The sequence below is a fragment of the Curtobacterium sp. 9128 genome (assembly GCF_900086645.1).
GTDB lineage: Bacteria > Actinomycetota > Actinomycetes > Actinomycetales > Microbacteriaceae > Curtobacterium.
In genome coordinates this window covers 3,309,241-3,328,291 of sequence record NZ_LT576451.1, presented here as the reverse complement: position 1 = coordinate 3,328,291, position 19,051 = coordinate 3,309,241, and the positions used below count along the sequence as shown (strand labels likewise).

Annotated in this window: 18 protein-coding genes; 9 read left to right on the top strand and 9 right to left on the bottom strand. The window is 71.8% G+C overall.

Features of this window, described 5'->3' with window-relative positions; genetic code table 11:
* Positions 1-20: 20 nt before the first annotated feature.
* The 3 genes from QK288_RS15825 to QK288_RS15815 are packed head-to-tail and all read right to left on the bottom strand — an operon-like array spanning position 21 to position 3,012.
* On the bottom strand, positions 21-986 hold the full coding sequence (locus QK288_RS15825; protein ID WP_281265224.1) for a sugar kinase: 966 nt from the start codon (positions 984-986) through the stop codon (positions 21-23).
* Positions 983-1,810, bottom strand: coding sequence for an IclR family transcriptional regulator (locus QK288_RS15820; protein ID WP_281265223.1), 828 nt, complete (start codon positions 1,808-1,810; stop codon positions 983-985). Before QK288_RS15820 ends, QK288_RS15825 begins: the two co-directional genes overlap by 4 nt.
* Positions 1,810-3,012 carry an alanine racemase gene (locus tag QK288_RS15815; protein ID WP_281265222.1) on the bottom strand — a complete coding sequence of 401 codons (1,203 nt, stop codon included), beginning with the start codon at positions 3,010-3,012 and terminating at the stop codon, positions 1,810-1,812. The genes QK288_RS15820 and QK288_RS15815 overlap by 1 nt, the downstream gene beginning before the upstream one ends.
* A 122-nt stretch (positions 3,013-3,134) precedes the next feature.
* Here QK288_RS15815 and QK288_RS15810 point away from each other — a divergent pair, with 122 nt between their 5' ends.
* Both QK288_RS15810 and QK288_RS15805 read left to right on the top strand, forming a co-directional pair.
* Entirely contained in the window at positions 3,135-4,553 is a 1,419-nt protein-coding gene (locus tag QK288_RS15810; RefSeq protein WP_281265221.1) for an MFS transporter, read from the top strand.
* A gap of 162 nt (positions 4,554-4,715) precedes the next feature.
* Positions 4,716-5,492 carry an endonuclease/exonuclease/phosphatase family protein gene (locus tag QK288_RS15805; RefSeq protein WP_281265220.1) on the top strand — a complete coding sequence of 259 codons (777 nt, stop codon included), beginning with the start codon at positions 4,716-4,718 and terminating at the stop codon, positions 5,490-5,492.
* 458 nt (positions 5,493-5,950) lie between these two features.
* Here QK288_RS15805 and QK288_RS15800 read toward each other — a convergent pair whose 3' ends face one another.
* Genes QK288_RS15800 through QK288_RS15790 form a run of 3 tightly spaced genes read right to left on the bottom strand, consistent with a single transcriptional unit; the run spans position 5,951 to position 8,597 of the window.
* Positions 5,951-6,622, bottom strand: a complete 672-nt coding sequence (locus tag QK288_RS15800; protein WP_281265219.1) for an ABC transporter permease subunit — start codon at positions 6,620-6,622, stop codon at positions 5,951-5,953.
* Positions 6,619-7,650: a methionine ABC transporter ATP-binding protein gene (locus QK288_RS15795; RefSeq protein ID WP_281265218.1), complete on the bottom strand. Its 1,032-nt coding sequence runs from the start codon at positions 7,648-7,650 to the stop codon at positions 6,619-6,621. The genes QK288_RS15800 and QK288_RS15795 overlap by 4 nt, the downstream gene beginning before the upstream one ends.
* Positions 7,650-8,597: a MetQ/NlpA family ABC transporter substrate-binding protein gene (locus QK288_RS15790; protein ID WP_281265217.1), complete on the bottom strand. Its 948-nt coding sequence runs from the start codon at positions 8,595-8,597 to the stop codon at positions 7,650-7,652. Before QK288_RS15790 ends, QK288_RS15795 begins: the two co-directional genes overlap by 1 nt.
* Before the next feature lie 153 nt (positions 8,598-8,750).
* On the opposite strand from QK288_RS15790, the gene QK288_RS15785 reads away from it, so the two are divergent.
* Positions 8,751-9,245: a 2'-5' RNA ligase family protein gene (locus QK288_RS15785; RefSeq protein ID WP_281265216.1), complete on the top strand. Its 495-nt coding sequence runs from the start codon at positions 8,751-8,753 to the stop codon at positions 9,243-9,245.
* Between the two features lie 128 nt (positions 9,246-9,373).
* Here QK288_RS15785 and QK288_RS15780 read toward each other — a convergent pair whose 3' ends face one another.
* The 3 genes from QK288_RS15780 to QK288_RS15770 form a co-directional block, all read right to left on the bottom strand.
* Positions 9,374-10,612 (bottom strand): D-arabinono-1,4-lactone oxidase, encoded by a 1,239-nt coding sequence (locus QK288_RS15780; RefSeq protein ID WP_281265215.1) that lies wholly within the window; start codon positions 10,610-10,612, stop codon positions 9,374-9,376.
* Between the two features lie 205 nt (positions 10,613-10,817).
* Complete coding sequence (locus tag QK288_RS15775; protein ID WP_281265214.1) at positions 10,818-12,302, bottom strand: MDR family MFS transporter; 1,485 nt, start codon at positions 12,300-12,302, stop codon at positions 10,818-10,820.
* Between the two features lie 135 nt (positions 12,303-12,437).
* Positions 12,438-12,719: an acylphosphatase gene (locus QK288_RS15770; protein ID WP_281265213.1), complete on the bottom strand. Its 282-nt coding sequence runs from the start codon at positions 12,717-12,719 to the stop codon at positions 12,438-12,440.
* Positions 12,720-12,876: 157 nt separating this feature from the next.
* On the opposite strand from QK288_RS15770, the gene QK288_RS15765 reads away from it, so the two are divergent.
* The 6 genes from QK288_RS15765 (at position 12,877) to QK288_RS15740 (ending at position 18,987) form a co-directional block, all read left to right on the top strand.
* Entirely contained in the window at positions 12,877-13,593 is a 717-nt protein-coding gene (locus QK288_RS15765; protein WP_281265212.1) for an NUDIX domain-containing protein, read from the top strand.
* A gap of 8 nt (positions 13,594-13,601) precedes the next feature.
* Positions 13,602-14,873 carry a quinolinate synthase NadA gene (gene nadA, locus QK288_RS15760; protein ID WP_281265211.1) on the top strand — a complete coding sequence of 424 codons (1,272 nt, stop codon included), beginning with the start codon at positions 13,602-13,604 and terminating at the stop codon, positions 14,871-14,873.
* A gap of 9 nt (positions 14,874-14,882) precedes the next feature.
* Entirely contained in the window at positions 14,883-16,508 is a 1,626-nt protein-coding gene (nadB, locus tag QK288_RS15755) for an L-aspartate oxidase (RefSeq protein WP_281265210.1), read from the top strand.
* Positions 16,505-17,452: a carboxylating nicotinate-nucleotide diphosphorylase gene (gene nadC, locus QK288_RS15750; protein ID WP_281265209.1), complete on the top strand. Its 948-nt coding sequence runs from the start codon at positions 16,505-16,507 to the stop codon at positions 17,450-17,452. Before nadB ends, nadC begins: the two co-directional genes overlap by 4 nt.
* Position 17,453: 1 nt before the next feature.
* Positions 17,454-18,620, top strand: a complete 1,167-nt coding sequence (locus QK288_RS15745; protein ID WP_281265208.1) for a cysteine desulfurase family protein — start codon at positions 17,454-17,456, stop codon at positions 18,618-18,620.
* A 100-nt stretch (positions 18,621-18,720) separates the two neighbouring features.
* Complete coding sequence (locus QK288_RS15740; protein ID WP_281265207.1) at positions 18,721-18,987, top strand: hypothetical protein; 267 nt, start codon at positions 18,721-18,723, stop codon at positions 18,985-18,987.
* Positions 18,988-19,051: the final 64 nt, after the last annotated feature.

The following is a 19,051-nucleotide window of genomic DNA, read 5'->3' as shown; positions in this document are numbered from 1 at the left end:
GTTCCTTCTTCGGATCGTGGTCAGCGGTCGACGCGGTCGTGGACGGCGTGGTCGATGCCGGCCGGGTCCACGACGCCGAGCGCTGCCGGGTCGGGACGGCGCCAGTCGCCGTCCACCGTGCAGGCGAGCGCGCCGGCGTCCGCGGCGCGGTCGAGGGCCCGGTCGGGGGAGTCGCCGGCCAGGTCGGCGGCGAGCCAGGCGGCGACGAACGCGTCACCGGCACCGACCGGGTCGACCACGGCGACGGGGCTCGCCGCGCGGCGGTGTAGCACCCCGTCGATCGAGGCGACCGCACCGCGTGACCCGAGCTTCACGACGGCGCGACCGTTCGCGAGGGCGGCGAGCTCGTGCGCCAGCGACTCCTCGTCGCCGTCGTCCTCGTCGTGCCCGAGGACCAGTCGAGCCTCGTCGTCACCGGCGAACACGACCGACGACCGTGCAGCGACCGCGCGGTAGTACCCGCGTCCGGTCACGTCGTCGACGAGCTTCGGCCGGTGGTTGACGTCGAACGCGATCGGCACCCCGGCGTCGTGCGCCCGGACGACCGCGGCGTGCACGGTCTCACGGGCGGTCTCGGACAGCGCCAGGGTGATCCCGCTCACGTGCAGGAGCGACGCGCGCTCGACCATCTCCGACGGCAGGTCTCCCGGCGTGAACGCGGAACCGGCGGAGCCGCGTCGGTGGTAGGTCACACGGGTGCGGCCGTCCGCCAGCCGTTCCTTGACCATGATCCCGGTCGACCGCTCGGGATCCCGCACCGCGACCACGTCGACGCCCTCTGCTGCGACGTCGGCGAGCACCCGGTCACCGGCGGGGTCCGCACCGACCCGGCCGATCCAGGTCACGTCGACCCCGGCACGCGCCAGGCCGATCGCGACGTTGCTCTCGGCGCCGCCGGTGTCGACGCGCATCGTGTCGAGGTCGGTCAGCGCTCCGCGTCCGGCGAGGAGCAGCATCGTCTCGCCGAAGGTCAGGACGCCGGTCACCGGGCACCCCGCGCGAGGGCGAGCTGCGCGGACGACGATCCGAGCGCAACCGAGATCTCCAGCGCGGTGCGGACGACCCCGTCACCGAGCTCCCGCACCGCGGTCGTGCGGAAGCGGGAGGCGAGCCCCGAGATGCTCATCGCCCCGACGACCTGGTTGGCGTGGTCGAAGACCGGGGCGGCGACGCACCGGATGTCCGGCTCGTTCTCGCGGTCGTCGATGCCGTACCCGCGTTCCCGGGTCCTGCCGATCTCCTGCCGCCACCGGTCGTCGTCGGTGATCGAGTGCTCGGTCATCGCGGTCGCCGGGTGCGCGAGCACGCGGTCGAGCAGCTCGGGGTCCCCGAACGCGACCATGGCCTTGCCCGAGGCGGTGTTGCGCATCGCCAGACGGTTGCCGATCCTGGACCCCATCCGGACGGTCCCGCGGGTCTCGACCTTGTCGACGTACACGATGTCGGTGCCGTCCGGCACGACGAGGTGGCACGTCAGCCCGGTGCGTTCCGCCGTCCGCCGCAGGAACGGTGCGGCGGCTGCACGGAGGTCGATGCCCTCGAGGTAGCTCTGGCCGAGCAGGAGCGCCCCGAGCCCGAGCGTGAACCCGGCGTCCGCGGTGCGGCGCAGCAGATCGTTCTCGATCATGGGTGCCGTGAGCCGCAGGACCGTCGACTTCGACGTCCCGAGCTCGACGCTCAGGGTCGTGAGGCTGACGGACGGCTCGCCGTTCCTGGTGCGGTCGGCGACGAGGTCGAGGATGCGCAGGCCGCGGCGCAGCGACAGGGCGGCGTTGCGGGCCGGCAGCTCCTGCGCATCCGTCACGGTCATCAGAACCACGTCGCGATCGTCTCGAGCACGGTGTCGTCGTCGTCGATGACGTGCACCTGCCGCCACTTGTCGAACACCGTGCACGGGTGCGAGATGCCGAACAGGACGACGTCGCCCGGCGTCAGGGCCACCCCCGTCGCCAGCGCGAGGTAGCAGTGCTGGTCGTCGAGACGGGTGACGGTGACCGCCCCGGGTGCCGGGACGCTCTGTGTGGCGTCAGCCGTGCCTCCCGTCCGGATCTGCCGGACCACCGGCAGCCCCTCGTCGAAGGAGATGTCCCGCTTGCCGACGGCCACGAGTGCCAGGCCGGGCTCGGGGCACGACGTGACCCGCCCCCAGACCTCGATGGCTGCGCGGAGCGTGCCCTCCGTCGGGTGTCGGTGGAAGGGTGTGCGCTCCTCGTAGAAGCCGTCGTCGTGGGTCAGGTACGCGCCGGAGCGGAGCAGCACGTCGAGGTCGTCCGGGCGGGCCGCGACGGCCTCGCTCACGGCGTCGAACCAGGCGCTGCCGCCCATGCTCAACAGGGCGCGCGGTCCGGCGACCAGCGGGCGGACGGCCGCGGCCACGTCGAGGACGCCGGCCACGTACGCGCGGGCCTCGTCGACGCCGGGCAGACCGCCCTCGTACCCGGAGACCCCGCGGAGGACGAGACCGGCATCGGAGGCGGCTCCCGCGACCGATGTCGCTGCCGCCGCCGATCGGGCGCCGGTACGACCGCCGGGGAACCCGACCTCGACCAGAACGTGGAGTTCGCCGTCGACGGAGGACGCGGCGGCGGCGGCCGCGTCGACCCCGGCGGTCGAGTCGACGTAGCAGAGCACGTCCGACGAGGGGTCGACGGCGCGGCGCGATGCGAGCCAGCGGAGTCCTGCCGGGTCGAGGACCTCGTTCGCGATCAGGACGTGCCGGATCCCGTGCTCCCACGCGACCATCGCCTGCTGCACGGACGCCAGGGTGACGCCCCACGCGCCGGCGTCGATCTGCCGCTGGGCGAGTGCCGGCGCCATGTGCGTCTTCATGTGCGGCGCGAACAGGAGCCCGTGCCGCTCGACGTACGCCTGCATGACGGCGGTGTTGTTCGTCAGTGCGGACTCGCGGAGGGTCATCACGGGCAGGTGCGCGTCCTGCAGCACGTGGTGCGGCGCGGGAGCGCTCGGCTCCCACGAGCCCTTCGCGGTCACGGTGGCGGGGGTGGTCGGCATCGATCCTCCTTCGACGGGTCCCACGCTGGTCCAGCGGCGCTCGCCCGGACAACGTCGTCACGTCCACCGTTCCACATTGCAGAACGTCATGTGGTGGTGGCGGGCATAGCATTTGGACTGACATGACGAGGACGACATCGACAGCACCCCCTGCCCGCCGACGCACCGGGAGCACCGCGGTCGCCGTGCTCGTGGCGGGGACGTTCTTCATGGAGCTCCTCGACGGCACCATCCTGGCCACCGCCGCGCCGGCGATGGGTCGTGACCTCGGAGTGGACTCGGCGGCGATCGGCATCGCGATCACCGCGTACCTGGTCACCCTCGCCGTGTTCATCCCGGTGAGCGGCTGGCTGACCGACCGGGTCGGCTCGCGCACGGTGTTCGTGGGCGCCATCGCGGTGTTCACGATCGCGTCCGGACTCTGCGCCCTGTCGACCGGACTGGTCGAGCTGACGATCTGGCGGATCGTGCAGGGGATCGGCGGGGCGCTCATGGTGCCCGTCGGACGGCTCGTCGTGCTGCGGAGCGCCGGGCGCGAGCAGCTCGTCACGGCGATCGCGATCCTGACGTGGCCGGCCCTCGCGGCGCCGATCATCGCGCCGTTCGTCGGTGGTGTGCTCGTCGACACCCTGTCGTGGCACTGGATCTTCCTCGTCAACATCCCGCTCGGGGTCATCGCACTGATCGCCGCGCTCGTCCTCGTGCCGCAGGAGCGCGCGCCGGAGCGCGTGCCGTTCGACTGGCCGGGGTCGTTGCTGGCGTGCGTCGGGCTCGGCGGGGTCGTCGTGATGGCGTCGCTGCTCGCGCTCGACACCGTGCCGGTCGTCGCCACGATCGTCTCCGGGGTGGTCGGAGCAGCCTGCTGCTGGCTCGCGATCCGGCACTTCCGGCGGGCGCAGCACCCGATCATGGGGCTCGACGCGTTCCGGCTCGAGACCTTCCGGGTGTCGCACGCCGGCGGCAGCCTGTTCCGCCTGGCCGTGTCCGCGGTGCCGTTCGTGCTGCCCCTGCTCTTCCAGGACGCCTGGGGGTGGACGGCCGTCGAGGCGGGCAGCGCCGTGCTGTTCGTCTTCGTCGGCAACCTCGGCATCAAGCCGGCGACCACGCCGTTCCTCCGCTGGTTCGGCTACCGGCCGGTGATCATCGTGTCGTCCGCCATCGCGGCGCTGACGGTCGTCGCGATGACCTTCCTGACGCCGGACACCCCGTTCTGGCTGCTCGCCGTCCTGCTCGTCGTGAGCGGTGCAGCACGTTCGGTCGGGTTCACCGCGTACAACACGATCGCCTTCGCCGACGTCGAGCAGGCCGACATGACCCCGGCGAACACGCTGTCCTCGACGCTGCAGCAGACGGCCGCCGGGTTCGGTGTCGCCGTCGCGGCCGTCGTCATCCGTGCCGGCGCCGGGCTCGCCGGGGACGGCGCCTACGTCCTGACGTTCTGGGTGATCGCGGCCCTGCTCGTGGTGGCCTGCGTCGAGGGGCTCGTGATGAGTCGGACGGCGGGGGAGACCGTCCGACCGGCACGACGGGTCCGTGCGTGAGCCCCGCGTCCGGGTCTCCCGGCGACACGACCGTTCGTGTCGCCGTCACGCGCACGAAACCCGGCAGGCGCTACAGTCTCAGAAACTGCTTGAGGTCGACGAGTACCGTTGCCGCGGCAGACTGAGCGGGACGCAGGGACCCCACTCCGGAAGGAAGGCAGCATGACCGTGCCAGACCAGCAGGGGACGATCCCGACGGACACCGACGTCCGACCCACCACCATCCGCGTCGTCAGCTACAACCTGCGGGAGCACACCGCGAACGGCGAACTCGCCGCACTGGCCGAGGCGTCGGACGCCGACGTCATCTGCGTGCAGGAGTGCGACAGCAACGACCTCGCGCCCTCCGTCGGCGGGCTCACGCTCGCGGCGTCGACCAAGGCGAACCGCCTCGGACTCGCGATCTACAAGCGCGACGACCGCTTCGACGTGCAGGACTTCAGCATCCACTCCCTGCAGAAGTCGCTCCACGACCGCGTGCTCGCTCCGGCGCACGAACGGCTCATCGCGATGCACCTCCGCGACCGCGAGGCGTCGACCGACGTGATCGTCGCGTCGTTCCACGCCTCGCCCCTGACCGCGACGAACTCCCTGCGCCGCAAGCAGATCGAGGCAGCGCACCAGTTCGTCCGCGACCTGTCGAGCGAGGCCCCCGCGATCATGGTCGGCGACTTCAACTACCCCTGGTTCCAGACGAACCTGCGCCGCAAGATCGAGTCGCACGGCTTCGCGCTCTCGCTCTCCGACCAGCCGACGTACCTGCGGTACCGGAAGTTCACGGGGCACTTCGACTTCGCCACGAGCGTCGGGCTGCACATCGCGGGCGTGGAGACGCTGCCCGCCGGCATCTCGGACCACCGCCCGATCCTGGTGCGGGCGCACTACGAGGCCCCGGCAGCGTCGTCGTCCCGTCCCGTCGAGGCCGACTCCGCCGCCTGACGGGGGCGGGGCGCGCTGCGCGCCGCGCCGACGCCCGGCGCCGACGCCCGGCGTCCGTCGAGTGGTCGGAGATCGTCGCCCTGTGGCGCTCCGATCGACGTTCCGCGACCGGTCGGGGAACGTGAGCGGGTTGTTGCGACCGGCCGGGAGGCTCGGTGTCGGCCCGGCGCGCCGGTGACGCGACAGCATCCCGGCCGGCCCGTCGCACGGTGCGGGTGCCCGCGGCCTGTCGCACGGTGCGCCCGTCGCACGGTGCGGGTGCCCGCGGCCTGTCGCGGGCGCCCGCCGCCCGTTGCGGGTGCCCGTGGACTGGACGGCGCGAGCGCCCGCCGACCGGTCACGACACTCCGTCGGTTGACCTCCGAGCGGTCACGAACTGTCGCTCGGGGACGCTTCGACCGACGATCTGCGACCGGTCGGCGGACGTGAGCGGGGTGTTGCGACCGGTCGGACGACCGTCAACGGCGGAGCGTCGCCCGCGCCAAGCGGTTGCCGATGAACTGCCCGAGCTGCACGATCACCACGATCGCGGCCACCGACACGTAGACGATCCACCAGTCGTACCGCTGCGACCCGTACGTGATCGCGTACTCGCCGAGGCCACCGCCGCCGATCAGGGCGCCCTGCGCCGTCATGTCGACGATGCCGATGAAGATGAACGTGTAGCCGAGGATGAGCGGCCCGAGGCCCTCGGGGATGAGCACCGTCAACAGGATCGAGATCGGGTGCGCACCCGATGCCCGCGCTGCCTCGACGACGCCCGGGTCCACGGACAGCAGGTTCTGCTCGACGATGCGGGCGACCGCGAACGCCGCCGCCAGCGAGATCGCGAACGTCACGGCGGGGACGCCGATCGTCGTCTGCACGACCACGCGGGACAACGGTGCGATCGCCGCGAGGAAGATCACGAACGGGATCGGACGGACGATGTTCACGATCAGGTTGATGATCGTGTACGCCGTCCGGCTGCCGAGCAGGCTGCTTGGTCGGGTGGCGTACAGCGCCAGGCCGAGCGCCAGACCGATGAGCCCGGCGATCACGAGCGAGACGAGCGACATCACGATGGTGTCGCGCACCGAGGACAGGAAGACATCGAACGTGTCGATCACGCTCTGGAAGGAGTTGTTCACGCTCGGTCCTCTTCGTCGGTGGTGACCCCGGCCGCGCGGAGCGCCGAGACGACGTCGTCGATGCCGGGTCCGGACAGCTCGTACGTCAGGGAACCGATCCGGCGCTCCCGGATCTCACCGACCCCGCCGTAGACGAGCTCTGCGGTCACCCCCGCGGACCGGAAGACCTGGTCGATCCGGTTCTGCAGGCCGACCTCGTCGGTGATCTGCACGGTCACGAGCCGACCGGGGTGGCGTTCCCGTAGCCGCGCCAGCGTCTCGGCCGACGGCCGGTCGTGCAGGGCCGTGCGGACGAACCGCTTGGTCGCCGGGTTGGTCGGCGTGGAGAAGACGTCGTACACGTCGCCGACCTCGACCACCCGTCCCTGTTCCATCACGGCCACCCGGTCCGCGATCTGCCGGACGGCGTCCATCTCGTGCGTGATGACGATGATCGTGACGCCGAGTTCCCGGTTCACACGACGGAGGAGCGCCAGCACTTCCGAGGTGGTCTCGGGGTCGAGGGCGCTCGTGGCCTCGTCGGCGAGCAGCAGGTCGGGGTTGCCGGCGAGCGCACGGGCGATGCCGACGCGTTGCTTCTGCCCACCGGACAGCTGCTCGGGGTAGGCGTACGCCCGGTCGAGCAGTCCGACGAAGTCGAGGAGCTCGGCGACACGGCGGTCGCGCTCCTCCTTCGCGACACCGGCGACCTTGAGCGGGTACGCCACGTTGCCGGCGATGGTGCGCGACCGGAACAGGTTGAACTGCTGGAAGATCATCCCGATGCGACGACGCGCCAGACGGCGATCCCGCTCGGGGATCGCCGTCAGCTCCTGGCCGGCGACCGTCACGGTGCCCGAGGAGGGCAGCTCGAGGGCGTTGACCAGGCGGACGAGGGTGGACTTGCCGGCACCGGAGTACCCGATGACGCCGAGGACCTCGCCCTGTTCGACGTCGAGGGACACGTCCTCGACGGCGACCACGGTCTCGCCGGTGTCGGCGCGGCGGTAGTGCTTCGAGACGCCGCGGAGTTCGACGAGGGCAGCCACTACTTCGTTGCCGCCTTCGCGTCCTTCTCGACCGACACGAGTTCCTGCTGCAGCGACGCGGCGCTCTCGTCGCTCGACACGGCGTCCGGGTAGTCCTTCGCGAAGACCTTCTGCACGGCGTCGTCCTGGAACAGCTTCGCCAGGTCGAGGTACGTCTTGTTGTCCTTGTCGGCGTCACGCACCGCGAAGACGTTCACGTACGGCTTGGCGGAGGCGCTCTTCGGGTCGTCCTGGAAGATCGCGTCCTTGGTGTCGAGCCCGGCCGAGGTGGCGTAGTTCACGTTGACGATCGAGCCCTCGACGGACCCCTGCTGCAGCGCGTTCGCGGTCTGCGAGGCGTCGAGCGTCTGCACGTCGACCTTGTGCGAGGTGATGTCCGCGGTCGTGGAAAAGGCGCTGCCGCCGTCCTTGAGCTCCAGCAGGCCGGCCGACTGCAGCACCAGCAGTGCACGCGCCTCGTTGATGGCGTCGTTCGGGATCGCGATCTTCGCGCCGTCCTCGAACTCGGAGACCTTCGAGACCTTCGTCGAGTACAGCGGGAGCGGGTACACGGCCGTCGCGCCGATCGGCTGCAGGTCGTCGTCCGAGGTGACGTTGTAGTTCGCGAGGTACTGGATGTGCTGGAACTGGTTGATGTCGATCTGCTTGTCCTTGAGCGCAGGGTTCGGCAGCGAGTAGTCCGAGAAGTTCTGGAGCTTCACGGTGACGTTGAGCTTGTCCTTCGCGAGCTTCACGTACGTGTTCCAGTACGGCAGCGACTTGTCGGAGACACCGATCGTCACGGTCTTCGGAGCGGCACCCGATGCGGCACCGTCGCCGTCACCGCCGGAGCGGACCGCGACGGCGACGACGGCGACGATGATCGCGACGACGACGATCGCCGCGGCGACGATCCAGCCGATCGGGCGCTTGCGCTTCGGCTTCTGGGGCAGTGCGGGGGCGGTCATGGGTGCTCCTCGTGGGGCGGGGCCTCGCGGGCCGTGCTGCGGGGGTCACACGGTCGTGACTGACCACGAGTGTGACGCGCAGACCGAGCGGCGGCGACTTGCGTTCCGCCGTGTTACATCCGTTGCGCAGGCGTCCGTGGGCAGACTCGATCCGTGCGGAGCATCGAGCTGGTCCTGGACGACGATTCGGATCGCGAGGTCCGGGCCGTGTGGAACGCGCTGACCGAGGCCGACCTGCCGAGCCTCGGGCGCTCCGGCACGAACGACCCGCACGTCACGCTGGCTGCGGGCGAGTCCCTGCCCGTCCCGGAGGGCTTCGACGTGCCCCTGCCGGCAGCGCTCCGCATCGCGGGGATCCTGCTCTTCCCCGCAGGACCCGGCCGGCACGTGCTCGGTCTCGGCGTGGTCGTCGACGAGCCCCTCGCACGGTTCCACCAGGCGGTGCACGACGTCTCGCCCGGGTCGCTCGACCCCTCGGCACCCGGACGGTGGGCGCCGCACGTCACGCTCGCCCGGCGCATCCGCGACGTCGACCTCCCCGCGGCGCTCCGCGCTCTCGCGGCGATCGGGCCACTCCCGCAGACGCTCGCCGTCGGCGGTCTCCGCCACTGGGACGGCGACGCGAAGGTGGTCACCCCACTGGCGTGAGCGGGGTGGCGGGCCGGTGCGGAGCCTCTCCCCACCGGCACGGCCCGTCCGCCGCTGGCGCGTCGGCCGGGAACCGGCGGCGTGGGCCCAGTTCGGTGGCCGGTGGACTGCCGGACTGGAGGCTCGGCTCAGGTCCGCAGGACGCGCTCGCCGAAGGCGGACGCGAACGTCCGGTCCGGGTCGGCGCTGCGGACCAGGTCGCGGAACGCGGGCAGCCGCGGGTACAGCGCTGCCACCGCATCCGCGTCGAGCGAGCTCATCTTGCCCCAGTGCGGACGGGCGTCGAAGGGGGCGAGCCGCGCCTCGAGGTCGGGGAGGAGTGCCGCGACCTCGACGGGGTGCTTCTTCCAGGTGAACGCGATGCAGAACACGTCATCGCCCTGCGTGGGGGAGAGCCAGAGGTCGTCGGCCGCCATCGTGCGGAGCTCGGCGACGTGCAGGTGTGGCTGGATGCGGTCGGCCAGCCCGCGGAGGGCGTCGAGGGCGGCTGCTGCGTGCCGGATCGGGACGAAGTGCTCGCTCTGCACCTCTGACCCGTGGGACGGGACCGTGCCGATCGGGAAGTGCGGGAGTCGGTCCCACCACGGGCCCATCGACCCGTCGCGGGCGGTGCGGTGCTCGTCTCCCGGCGTCCCTGGCAGCCGCGGTGCGCCGACGAGCTCGTCGGGCACGTGCTCGCTGCGGGTCTTCACGAGCACCTCGCTGATCTCGTCGCCGAAGCGCGTGTACGAGCAGACCGAGGTGCCGGCGGCGTGGATCTCGGCGGCGTGGTCGAGGAACGTCCGCCACGGGAACGGGCCGTACGCGTCCTGGCGCATGGCGTAGGTCGGCTCGAGGTCGAGCGTCACCCGGGTCACGATGCCGAGGAGGCCGAGGTGCAGGACGCTGCCGGCTCCGTCGATGCCGTTGCTGCCGATGGTGCGCGTCTCGCCGTCCGGACCCAGCAGCTCGAGGCTCCTGACGGCCGTCGAGAGCGACCCGAGGGCGGTGCCGGAGCCGTGGGTGCCGGTGGCGATCGCGCCGCCGATCGAGATGTGCGGGAGCGACCCCATGTTGTGCAGCGCGAAGCCGGCGTCGTCGATCGCGGGGGCGACGTCGCCGTACCTGGTGCCCGCGCCGAGCGTGGCGGTCGCGCGGCCGTCGGGCATGCGGTCGATCACCAGGTCGGTCGGGATCGCCGTCAGGTCGAGCAGCACCCCGGGAGCGTCCGCGACGTCGTTGAACGAGTGCCGGGTGCCGAGACCGTGGACCCGGGGCTCCCTGGCGACGATCGCGGCGGCTTCGTCCAGCGTGCTCGGGCGTTCGACGCGCTCCGAGGTGTACGTGACCGTGCCGGACCAGTTGAGCTCGCTCGTCGTCGACCGCATGCGCCCACGATGCCACGCGCGGGTGTGCGCCGCGGGCGCCGGGCGGCGGGCCGGCGAGAGATCGCGCCCCGTCACGAACATCGCGCCCCGCCGTGACGGGGCGCGATGTTCGTGACGGGGTGCGACCGCGGGTGCGCCGCCGGGCGCGCGGGTGCGCCGCCGGGCGCGCGTCAGCCCCGCCGGGCGCGCGGGCTCCCGTGGCGGGCTAGTGCGCCGGCGGGGGCGTCGGGGCGCCCTCTGGCAGTTCGGGCTTCCGCACGAAGAAGGCGGTGAGGATCCCGAAGAGCGAGATGACGCCGCCGACGAGGAACGCCGTCTTCACGCCGGACGCCGTCGCGAGCGCCACGCCCTCTGCCCCGGAGCCCGCCGTCGCCGTCGCCGCGCCGATCGTCAGGAACGTCACGAACAGCGCCGTGCCGGCGGCACCCGCGAGCTGCTGCGTCGTGCCGAGGACCGCGCTGCCGTGCGAGTAGAGCTTCGGCGGCAGCACGCCGAGTGCCGCGGTGAAGAGCGGCGTGAAGGTCAGGGCGAGCCCGATGCTCAGCACGACGTGGGCGCCGAGGACGAACCACACGCTCGTGTCCGTGCCGACCGTGGACAACCCCCACATCACGACGCTGATGATGATCGTGCCCGGGATGAGGAGGACCCGCGGCCCGCGCCGGTCGTAGATGCGCCCGACGATCGGGGAGAGCAGACCCATGAGCAGGCCGCCGGGGAGCAGGAGGAGACCGACGTTCAGGACCTCGAGCCCGAGGACGCGCTCGAGGTAGATCGGCAGCAGGATCAGCGTGCCGAGCATGACAAGGAAGCTCAGCCCCATCCCGACGATCGGGACGGTGAAGCCCCGGCTCTGGAACGTGCGGAGGTCGAGCAGGGCGCGGTCGCTGCGCTGGAGCCGGGTCTGCCGGAGGACGAACAGCACGAGCCCGACGACACCGACCACGAGGGCCGCGATCGGGACGACCGGTCCGCTGGTGGCGATCTCGGCGATGCTCGACAGGCCGTACACGACGCCGCCGAACGCGAAGGCGGAGAGCACGACCGAGAGCACGTCGAGCGGGGCGGGCCGCGGGGTGCCCACGTTCCGGACCTTCACCATGCCGAGGATCAGCGCGGCGATCGCGATCGGCAGCACGAACCCGAACAGCCAGCGCCACGAGAACGCGTTGAGGATGAGCCCGGAGATGGTCGGCCCGACCGCGGGGGCGACCGAGATGACGATCGAGATGTTGCCCATGATCCGACCGCGGTGTGCCGGATCGACGAGCGTCAGGACGGTCGTCATGAGCAGCGGCATCATGATCGCCGTGCCGCTCGCCTGGACGATGCGCCCGACGAGCAGGGTGGCGAACCCGGGAGCCAGGAGCGCGATGAGCGTGCCGGCGGAGAACAGGCTCATCGCCCACATGAAGACCGGCCGCGTGTTGAAGCGCTGCAGCAAGAACCCGGTGATCGGGATGACGACGGCCATCGTCAGGAGGAACCCGGTCGTCAGCCACTGCCCGGTCGCCGCACTGATGTCGAGGTCGTCCATGAGCCGCGGCAGCGCGACACCCATGATCGTCTCGTTGAGGATCACGACGAACGCGGACACGAGCAGCAGCCCGATGACCAGGCGGTCGTCGGCAGCCGTGCGCGCCGGGACGCTGCCGGTCCGTGGCGCGGTGTCGATGGCGTGGTCGGTCATGTGGCGGCTCCGAACGGTGGATTGTGGGGAGTCCGCACGAGCGGACGCGTGACCGGGCGTCACGCCGGGCACTGGGTGTGCAGCACCTGAACGGACTCGATTATTCCGCGATCCACCGACACCCGTGGTGAACGGTCAGTGCAGGATGTCGAACGACGCGGCGTCGCCGTGCGGGACGACCGGGCGCGTCGAGACCTCGGTCACGCTCGCCGACGGCGGCCCGGTGTGCAGCATCTCCACGAGGGCGTCCACGGCGGGCGACGGCCCCTCCGCCTCGACCTCGACCGTGCCGTCGAAGAGGTTCCGTGCGTAGCCCGTCAGCTCGAGCCCGTCCGCCTTGCGTGCCGTCCAGTAGCGGAACCCGACCCCCTGGACCGTCCCCGAGACGATGGCGTGCACCCTGGTCACCGTTGTCATGTCGCCCAATGTATGCGGGTCGGGTTTCCCGGGCATCACCAGGGTTTTTCGGGGCCGTGACCGATTGTTTCGGCAACGTGTCGCCGGCATGTGGAGGCGGTGATAGAGTCACTGGAACCAGAACACTTAAGGTCAATCAAACCTGAACGCAGGCACCATGGATGAATCAGCAATCCGCGTCGCGGTCTCGACCGTGATCGTCGCGCTGCGCCCGCACCCCGACACAGGGGCGCCGGCGCTGTGGATGCCGCTCGTCCGCCGCACCGCCGAGCCGTACGAGGGATCGTGGGCGCTCCCCGGTGGCTGGGTCCGTCCGGACGAGGGGCTCGAGGACTCCGCGGCCGCCCGCCTGCGCGAGACGACCAACGTCCAGCCGCGCTACCTCGAGCAGCTCTACGCGTTCGGCGACGTGGACCGGTCCCCGACCCGCGTCGTGTCGATCGTGTACTGGGCGCTGGTCCGCCCGGACGAAGCGAGCGTCGTGCCGGACGACTGGAACGTGCGGTGGTTCCTCGCCGACGAGCACCCGCCGCTCGCGTTCGACCACGACCACATCGCCGAGTACGCCCTCTGGCGGCTGCGGAACAAGATGTCGTACTCCCGCATCGCGCAGGCGTTCCTCGGCGACCGGTTCACCCTCGCCGAGCTCCGCGCCGTGTACGAGGCCGTGCTCGGTCGTCCGCTCGACCCCGCGAACTTCCGGCGGCAGGTTGCGCAGTCCGACGCCGTGATCGCCACCGACGAGACCACGAGCGGGGACCGGCACCGTCCGGCCCGGCTGTACCGCTCGAACCCCGACCTCGCGTACGCGGACAACGGCCCGCTGCGACAGGGCACCACGACCGAGAACCAGACACGACCGCAGAACCGATAGGAACCACCGTGTCCATCGCAACGACCATCGAGCTCATCTCCAACGGCAAGGCCGACGGCAGCACCTGTACGCCGGACCTCGCGATGCCGACGTGGGACTTCGACGCCAGGCCCGGCTACGGCCCCGGTTCGTCGATGTCCGACGTCATCCCGACCTCCGCACCGCGGCAGGGCGTGATCCCGGACGAGTACAAGCACGCGCCGGTGGAGGAACTGCACGAGCGCATCGAGCGGGCGAAGGCGACGCTGGGGGACCGGGTCGTGGTGCTCGGCCACTTCTACCAGCGCGACGAGGTCGTCCGGCACGCGGACTTCCTCGGCGACTCGTTCCAGCTCGCCAACGCCGCCCTGACGAAGCCCGATGCCGAGGCGATCGTCTTCTGCGGCGTGCACTTCATGGCGGAGACCGCAGACGTCCTCGCCCGTGACGACCAGCGCGTCATCCTGCCGAACCTCGCGGCGGGCTGCTCGATGGCCGACATGGCCGACATCGACAGCGTCGAGGCGGCATGGGCCGAGCTCGAGTCCGTCTACGGCACCGAACCCGACGCCGACGGCCGCGTGCCGGTCATCCCCGTCACGTACATGAACTCCGCCGCCGACCTCAAGGCGTTCTGCGGTCGCCACGGCGGCATCGTCTGCACCAGCTCCAACGCGGCGACCGTGCTCGAGTGGGCGTTCGAGCGGGGACAGCGCGTGCTGTTCTTCCCCGACCAGCACCTCGGGCGCAACACCGCGAAGGCGATGGGCATCAGCACCGACCTGATGCCGATGTGGAACCCGAGGAAGCCCCTCGGCGGGAACACCGCCGAGGACCTGCAGGATGCGAAGGTCGTCCTCTGGCACGGCTTCTGCTCCGTGCACCGCCGCTTCACCGTCGACCAGATCGACCAGGCCCGCCGCGACCACCCCGGCGTCCAGGTGATCGTGCACCCGGAGTGCCCCATGGCCGTCGTCGACGCCGCCGATGCCGCCGGCAGCACGGACCTCATCCGGAAGACCGTCGCGGCCGCGACCGAACCGACCACGTTCGCGATCGGCACCGAGATCAACATGGTCAACCGGCTCGCGGCCGAGTACCCGCAGCACACGATCTTCTGCCTCGACCCGGTCGTCTGCCCGTGCTCGACGATGTACCGGATCCACCCCGGGTACCTGGCGTGGGTGCTCGAGGCGCTCGTGCGCGGCGAGGTCCTCAACGAGATCGTCGTCCCGGACGAGGTCAAGGCCGACGCCAAGGTCGCCCTCGAACGCATGCTCGCCGCGAAGCCGCGGGACTAGGACGACGCCGTGCACGTCGTCATCGTCGGTTCCGGCATCGCCGGCCTCACCGCCGCGATCCGTGCGAGCGCCCGCCACGACGTCACCCTCGTCACGAAGGGTGCCCTCGCGGACGCCGCGACGAGCCACGCGCAGGGCGGCATCGCCGTCGCGCTCGGCGCCGACGACACCGTGGCACTGCACGCCGCGGACACGCACGTCGCGGCGGCGGGCAGCGCCGACGCCCGCGCCGTCGAGGTCCTCTGCTCCGACGGACCAGCACGCGTCCGCGACCTGCTCGCGCTCGGCGTCCCGTTCGACCGCACCGACGACCCGGCGAGCCTCGACCGGTACGGCGACGACCTCGCCCGTGGACGAGAGGCCGCACACGGACGCTGGCGGGTCGTGCACGCCGCCGGGGACGCGACGGGTGCCGCGATCGAGCAGACGCTCATCCGCGCGCTGCACCGCCAGCACGTCACGATCCTCGAGCGCACCTGCCTCACCGGCCTGGTCGTGCGGGACGGCACGGTGGTCGGGATCGACGTGCTCGACCTGCTGGGCGAGCCGCGCCGCATCGACGCCGACGCCGTCGTGCTCGCCTCCGGGGGAGCCGGACACCTGTACCGCGAGACGACGAACCCGCTCGTGGCGACCGGCGACGGCGCGGCGGCCGCCTGGCGTGCCGGAGCCGTCCTCGCGGACCTCGAGTTCATGCAGTTCCACCCCACCCGGCTCGCGGTCTCCGGCGGCGGGCTCGTCTCCGAGGCCGTCCGCGGCGAGGGCGCCGTCCTCCGCGACGCACGCGGTCGCCGCTTCATGCCTGACGTCCACCCGGACGCCGAACTCGCGCCGCGTGACGTCGTGGCACGGGGGATCGCGGCCGCGATGCGCGACGGCGGACAGGTGTTCCTCGACGCGACCGGCCTCGACCCGGACTTCCTCGTCGCACGGTTCCCCGGCCTCACCCGTGCGACCCGTGCAGCCGGCTTCGACTGGACCCGGGAGGGCGTCCCCGTCGCCCCGGCAGCGCACTACTTCATGGGCGGCATCGCGACCGACGCGGAGGGACGCACCAGCATCCCCGGACTCCTCGCGATCGGCGAGGCCGCCTGCACCGGCGTGCACGGCGCGAACCGACTCGCGTCGAACTCGCTGCTCGAAGGACTGGTCTTCGCCGTCCGCGCAGCGGACGCGGTCGACGCGGCGCGACCCGGCCTGCTCCGCCTGCGCGGCGATGCGACGTTCCCCGTCACCACGGTGCGCGACGAGGCGGCGGCGATCCGGGCCTCCCGGCAGTGCCGTCCTGGAGGCCCGGATCACCGGGACCCGCAGGCGCACGTCCGTCAGACGGTGCAGACCGTCATGACCGACCGCGTCGGTCTGCTCCGTGACGCCGGTGGGCTGGCGGCCGCGCGCCGCGAGTTCGCGGCGCTCGCCGTGGACGTACCCCGGACGGTGCTGGAGCACGAGGACCGAGCACTGCTCGACCTCGCCCGCCTGGTGGCCCGTGCCGCCGAGGCCCGCACCGAGTCCCGCGGCGCGCACGCCCGCACCGACCACCCGGACACCGACCCCGGTGCTCCGGCATCGACCGGCTGGGTCGCCGTCCGCTCGTCCGTCTCCGATCCCGTCCCCGAGGAAGCACTCGCATGACCACCGATCCAGGAACCATCCCGCCGCACGCGCTCCGTCGCGTCATCGAGACCGCGCTCGAGGAGGACGCACCGTGGGGCGACGTCACGAGTGAGACGCTCATCCCCGTCGACGCGATCGCGACGGCGACCCTCGGCGCGCGGGAACCCGGCGTGCTGAGTGGTGGCGGGGGGTTCGTCGCCGTGATGCACGCGGTCGACCCGCTCATCTCGGCGACCGTCCTCGTCGCGGACGGCGACCCGTTCGAGCCGGGTGACGTCCTCGCGACCGTGACCGGGCCGGCGCGAGCGGTGCTGCGGGCCGAGCGGGTCGCACTCAACCTCGTGCAGCGGATGTCGGGCATCGCGACGTCGACGGCGCACTACGTCGCGGCCGTCGCCGGGACCCGGGCACGGATCGTGGACACCAGGAAGACCACGCCGGGGCTCCGTGCGCTCGAGCGGTACGCGGTCCGGTGCGGCGGCGGCCACAACCACCGGACGTCGCTGTCCGACGCGGTGCTCGCGAAGGACAACCACCTCGCCGTGCTGCTCGCGAGCGGGATCGGCATCGGGCAGGCGATCCGGGACGCCCGGGAGCGTCTCGGGCACACCGTGCACCTCGAGGTCGAAGTGGACCGCATCGACCAGATCGAACCCGTCGTCGCCGCCGGAGTGGACACGATCATGCTCGACAACTTCTCGATCGACGACCTGGTGACGGGTGTCGACCTCGTGGCCGGACGCGCGCTCGTCGAGGCGTCCGGCGGGGTGGCCCTCGACACCGTCGCGGCGATCGCGGCCACCGGGGTCGACATCATCTCGGTCGGGGCCCTGACGCACTCCGCGCGCGCACTCGACCTCGGGCTCGACGTGTCCGTGACCGGTCCGGCGGCCGGCGCCGGTGGCGGTGCCGGTGGCGGTTCCGGTGGCGGTTCCGGTTCCGGTTCCGGTTCTGCGGGCTGACGTGTTCTACCTCGACCGGGCCGCGACGACGCCCGTGCGCCGCGAGGTGCTCGAGGCGATGTGGCCGTGGCTGACCGGTGGCTTCGGGAACCCCTCGTCGACCCACGGCATCGGCGACCAGGCGGCGCGGGGGCTCGCGGCGGCGCGGGCGTCCGTCGCCGACGTGCTCGGGTGCCGCCCGGCCGAGGTCGTCTTCACGGCGGGTGGCACCGAGGGGGCGAACACCGCGGTGAAGGGCATCGCGCTCGCGACACCGCGCGGGCGCCACGTCGTGACGAGTGCGATCGAGCACGAGGCGGTCCTGGCGAGTTGCGAGTACCTCGAACGCTTCCACGACTTCACGGTGACCGTGCTGCCGGTCGACGCGTCCGGTCGGGTCGACCCTGCCGTGCTGGCCGCCGCGCTCCGACCGGACACCACCCTCGTGTCGATCGCCCACGCGGACAACGAGATCGGCACCGTCCAGGACATCCCGGCACTCGCCGCACTCGCGCACGGTGTCGGCGCGCGCTTCCACACCGACGCGGTGCAGTCCGCACCGTGGCTGCCGATCGGGCTCGACGTCCTCGGGGTCGACGCGCTCTCGTTCTCCGGTCACAAGCTCGGCGCCCCGAAGGGCACCGGTGTCCTCGCGATCCGTGCCGGGGTGCCGATGGAGCCGCTCGTGCACGGCGGGGGACAGGAGCGCGGGCGTCGGTCCGGGACCGAGGACGTCGCCGGCGCGGTGGCGGTGGCGACGGCGCTGTCGGTCGGGGGTGCGTCCGCGTCGGCTGCGACGCGGGCTTCCTCGGTGTTTGCTTCCTCGGTGCTCGCTTCCTCGGTGCGGGACGCTGTGTTGGACGGGGTCGTGGCACGGGTTCCCGGGGCGTTCGTCACCGGGTCGCGCGAGCACCGGCTCCCAGGGCACGCGTCGTTCTGCTTCCCCGGGGTGAACGGTGAGACGGTGCTCCTCGAGCTCGAACAGCGTGACGTCGTCTCGTCGTCGGGGAGTGCCTGCGCAGCCGGCAGCACCGAGGCATCGCACGTGCTCACGGCGCTCGGGCTCTCCGACGAGGTGGCGCGCAGTGCCGTGCGGCTGACGTTCGATGCGTCGTTGTCCGAGGCGGACGTGCCCGTCGTGGTCGGTTCGGTCGCCGCCGCGGTCGCCGCGGTCCGTGCGCTGGGCTGAGCCTCGCTTGCCGTCACCTGGGGTGTACTAGACGTTCTACTCCATCACTGGGGACCTGTCCCCCCTTTTGCGGACAAGCGAACTCCGCCAGAGTGTTCACATGGCAAACGCGATGACGACTCGAGTCCCCCGGGAGGACCGCTTCCGGGTGGTGCAACTCCTGCCGGCGCCCGCGACCGTCCTGGCGCTCGCCGTGGCCGCAGGGCACGACCTCGGCTCGGCCCCTCTCGGGCTGATCGCCGTCGTCGGGGCGCTCGCGACCATCGGGAGCGCGGTGCTCCCGATGATCCGTCCCGCTGCGGCGTGTCGATCGATGCCCGCTCCGACCGAGTCGGAGCGGTACCGAGAGGACACCGAGCACCGCTGAAGACCCGCGCCGCCCGGATCCGGTTCCCCCCTCGGGATCCGATCGGCGCGATCAGCCGGACGCG

Excerpts from the sequence above, each read along its gene's own strand:
- QK288_RS15815 (WP_281265222.1), bottom strand. The coding sequence starts at position 3,012 with ATGCCGACCACCCCCGCCACCGTGACCGCGAAGGGCTCGTGGGAGCCG.
- QK288_RS15740 (WP_281265207.1), top strand. The coding sequence starts at position 18,721 with ATGGCAAACGCGATGACGACTCGAGTCCCCCGGGAGGACCGCTTCCGG.
- QK288_RS15780 (WP_281265215.1), bottom strand. The coding sequence starts at position 10,612 with ATGCGGTCGACGACGAGCGAGCTCAACTGGTCCGGCACGGTCACGTAC.
- QK288_RS15790 (WP_281265217.1), bottom strand. The coding sequence starts at position 8,597 with ATGACCGCCCCCGCACTGCCCCAGAAGCCGAAGCGCAAGCGCCCGATC.
- QK288_RS15765 (WP_281265212.1), top strand. The coding sequence starts at position 12,877 with ATGGATGAATCAGCAATCCGCGTCGCGGTCTCGACCGTGATCGTCGCG.
- nadC (WP_281265209.1), top strand. The coding sequence starts at position 16,505 with ATGACCACCGATCCAGGAACCATCCCGCCGCACGCGCTCCGTCGCGTC.
- QK288_RS15810 (WP_281265221.1), top strand. The coding sequence starts at position 3,135 with ATGACGAGGACGACATCGACAGCACCCCCTGCCCGCCGACGCACCGGG.
- QK288_RS15775 (WP_281265214.1), bottom strand. The coding sequence starts at position 12,302 with ATGACCGACCACGCCATCGACACCGCGCCACGGACCGGCAGCGTCCCG.
- QK288_RS15805 (WP_281265220.1), top strand. The coding sequence starts at position 4,716 with ATGACCGTGCCAGACCAGCAGGGGACGATCCCGACGGACACCGACGTC.
- QK288_RS15770 (WP_281265213.1), bottom strand. The coding sequence starts at position 12,719 with ATGACAACGGTGACCAGGGTGCACGCCATCGTCTCGGGGACGGTCCAG.
- QK288_RS15820 (WP_281265223.1), bottom strand. The coding sequence starts at position 1,810 with ATGACCGTGACGGATGCGCAGGAGCTGCCGGCCCGCAACGCCGCCCTG.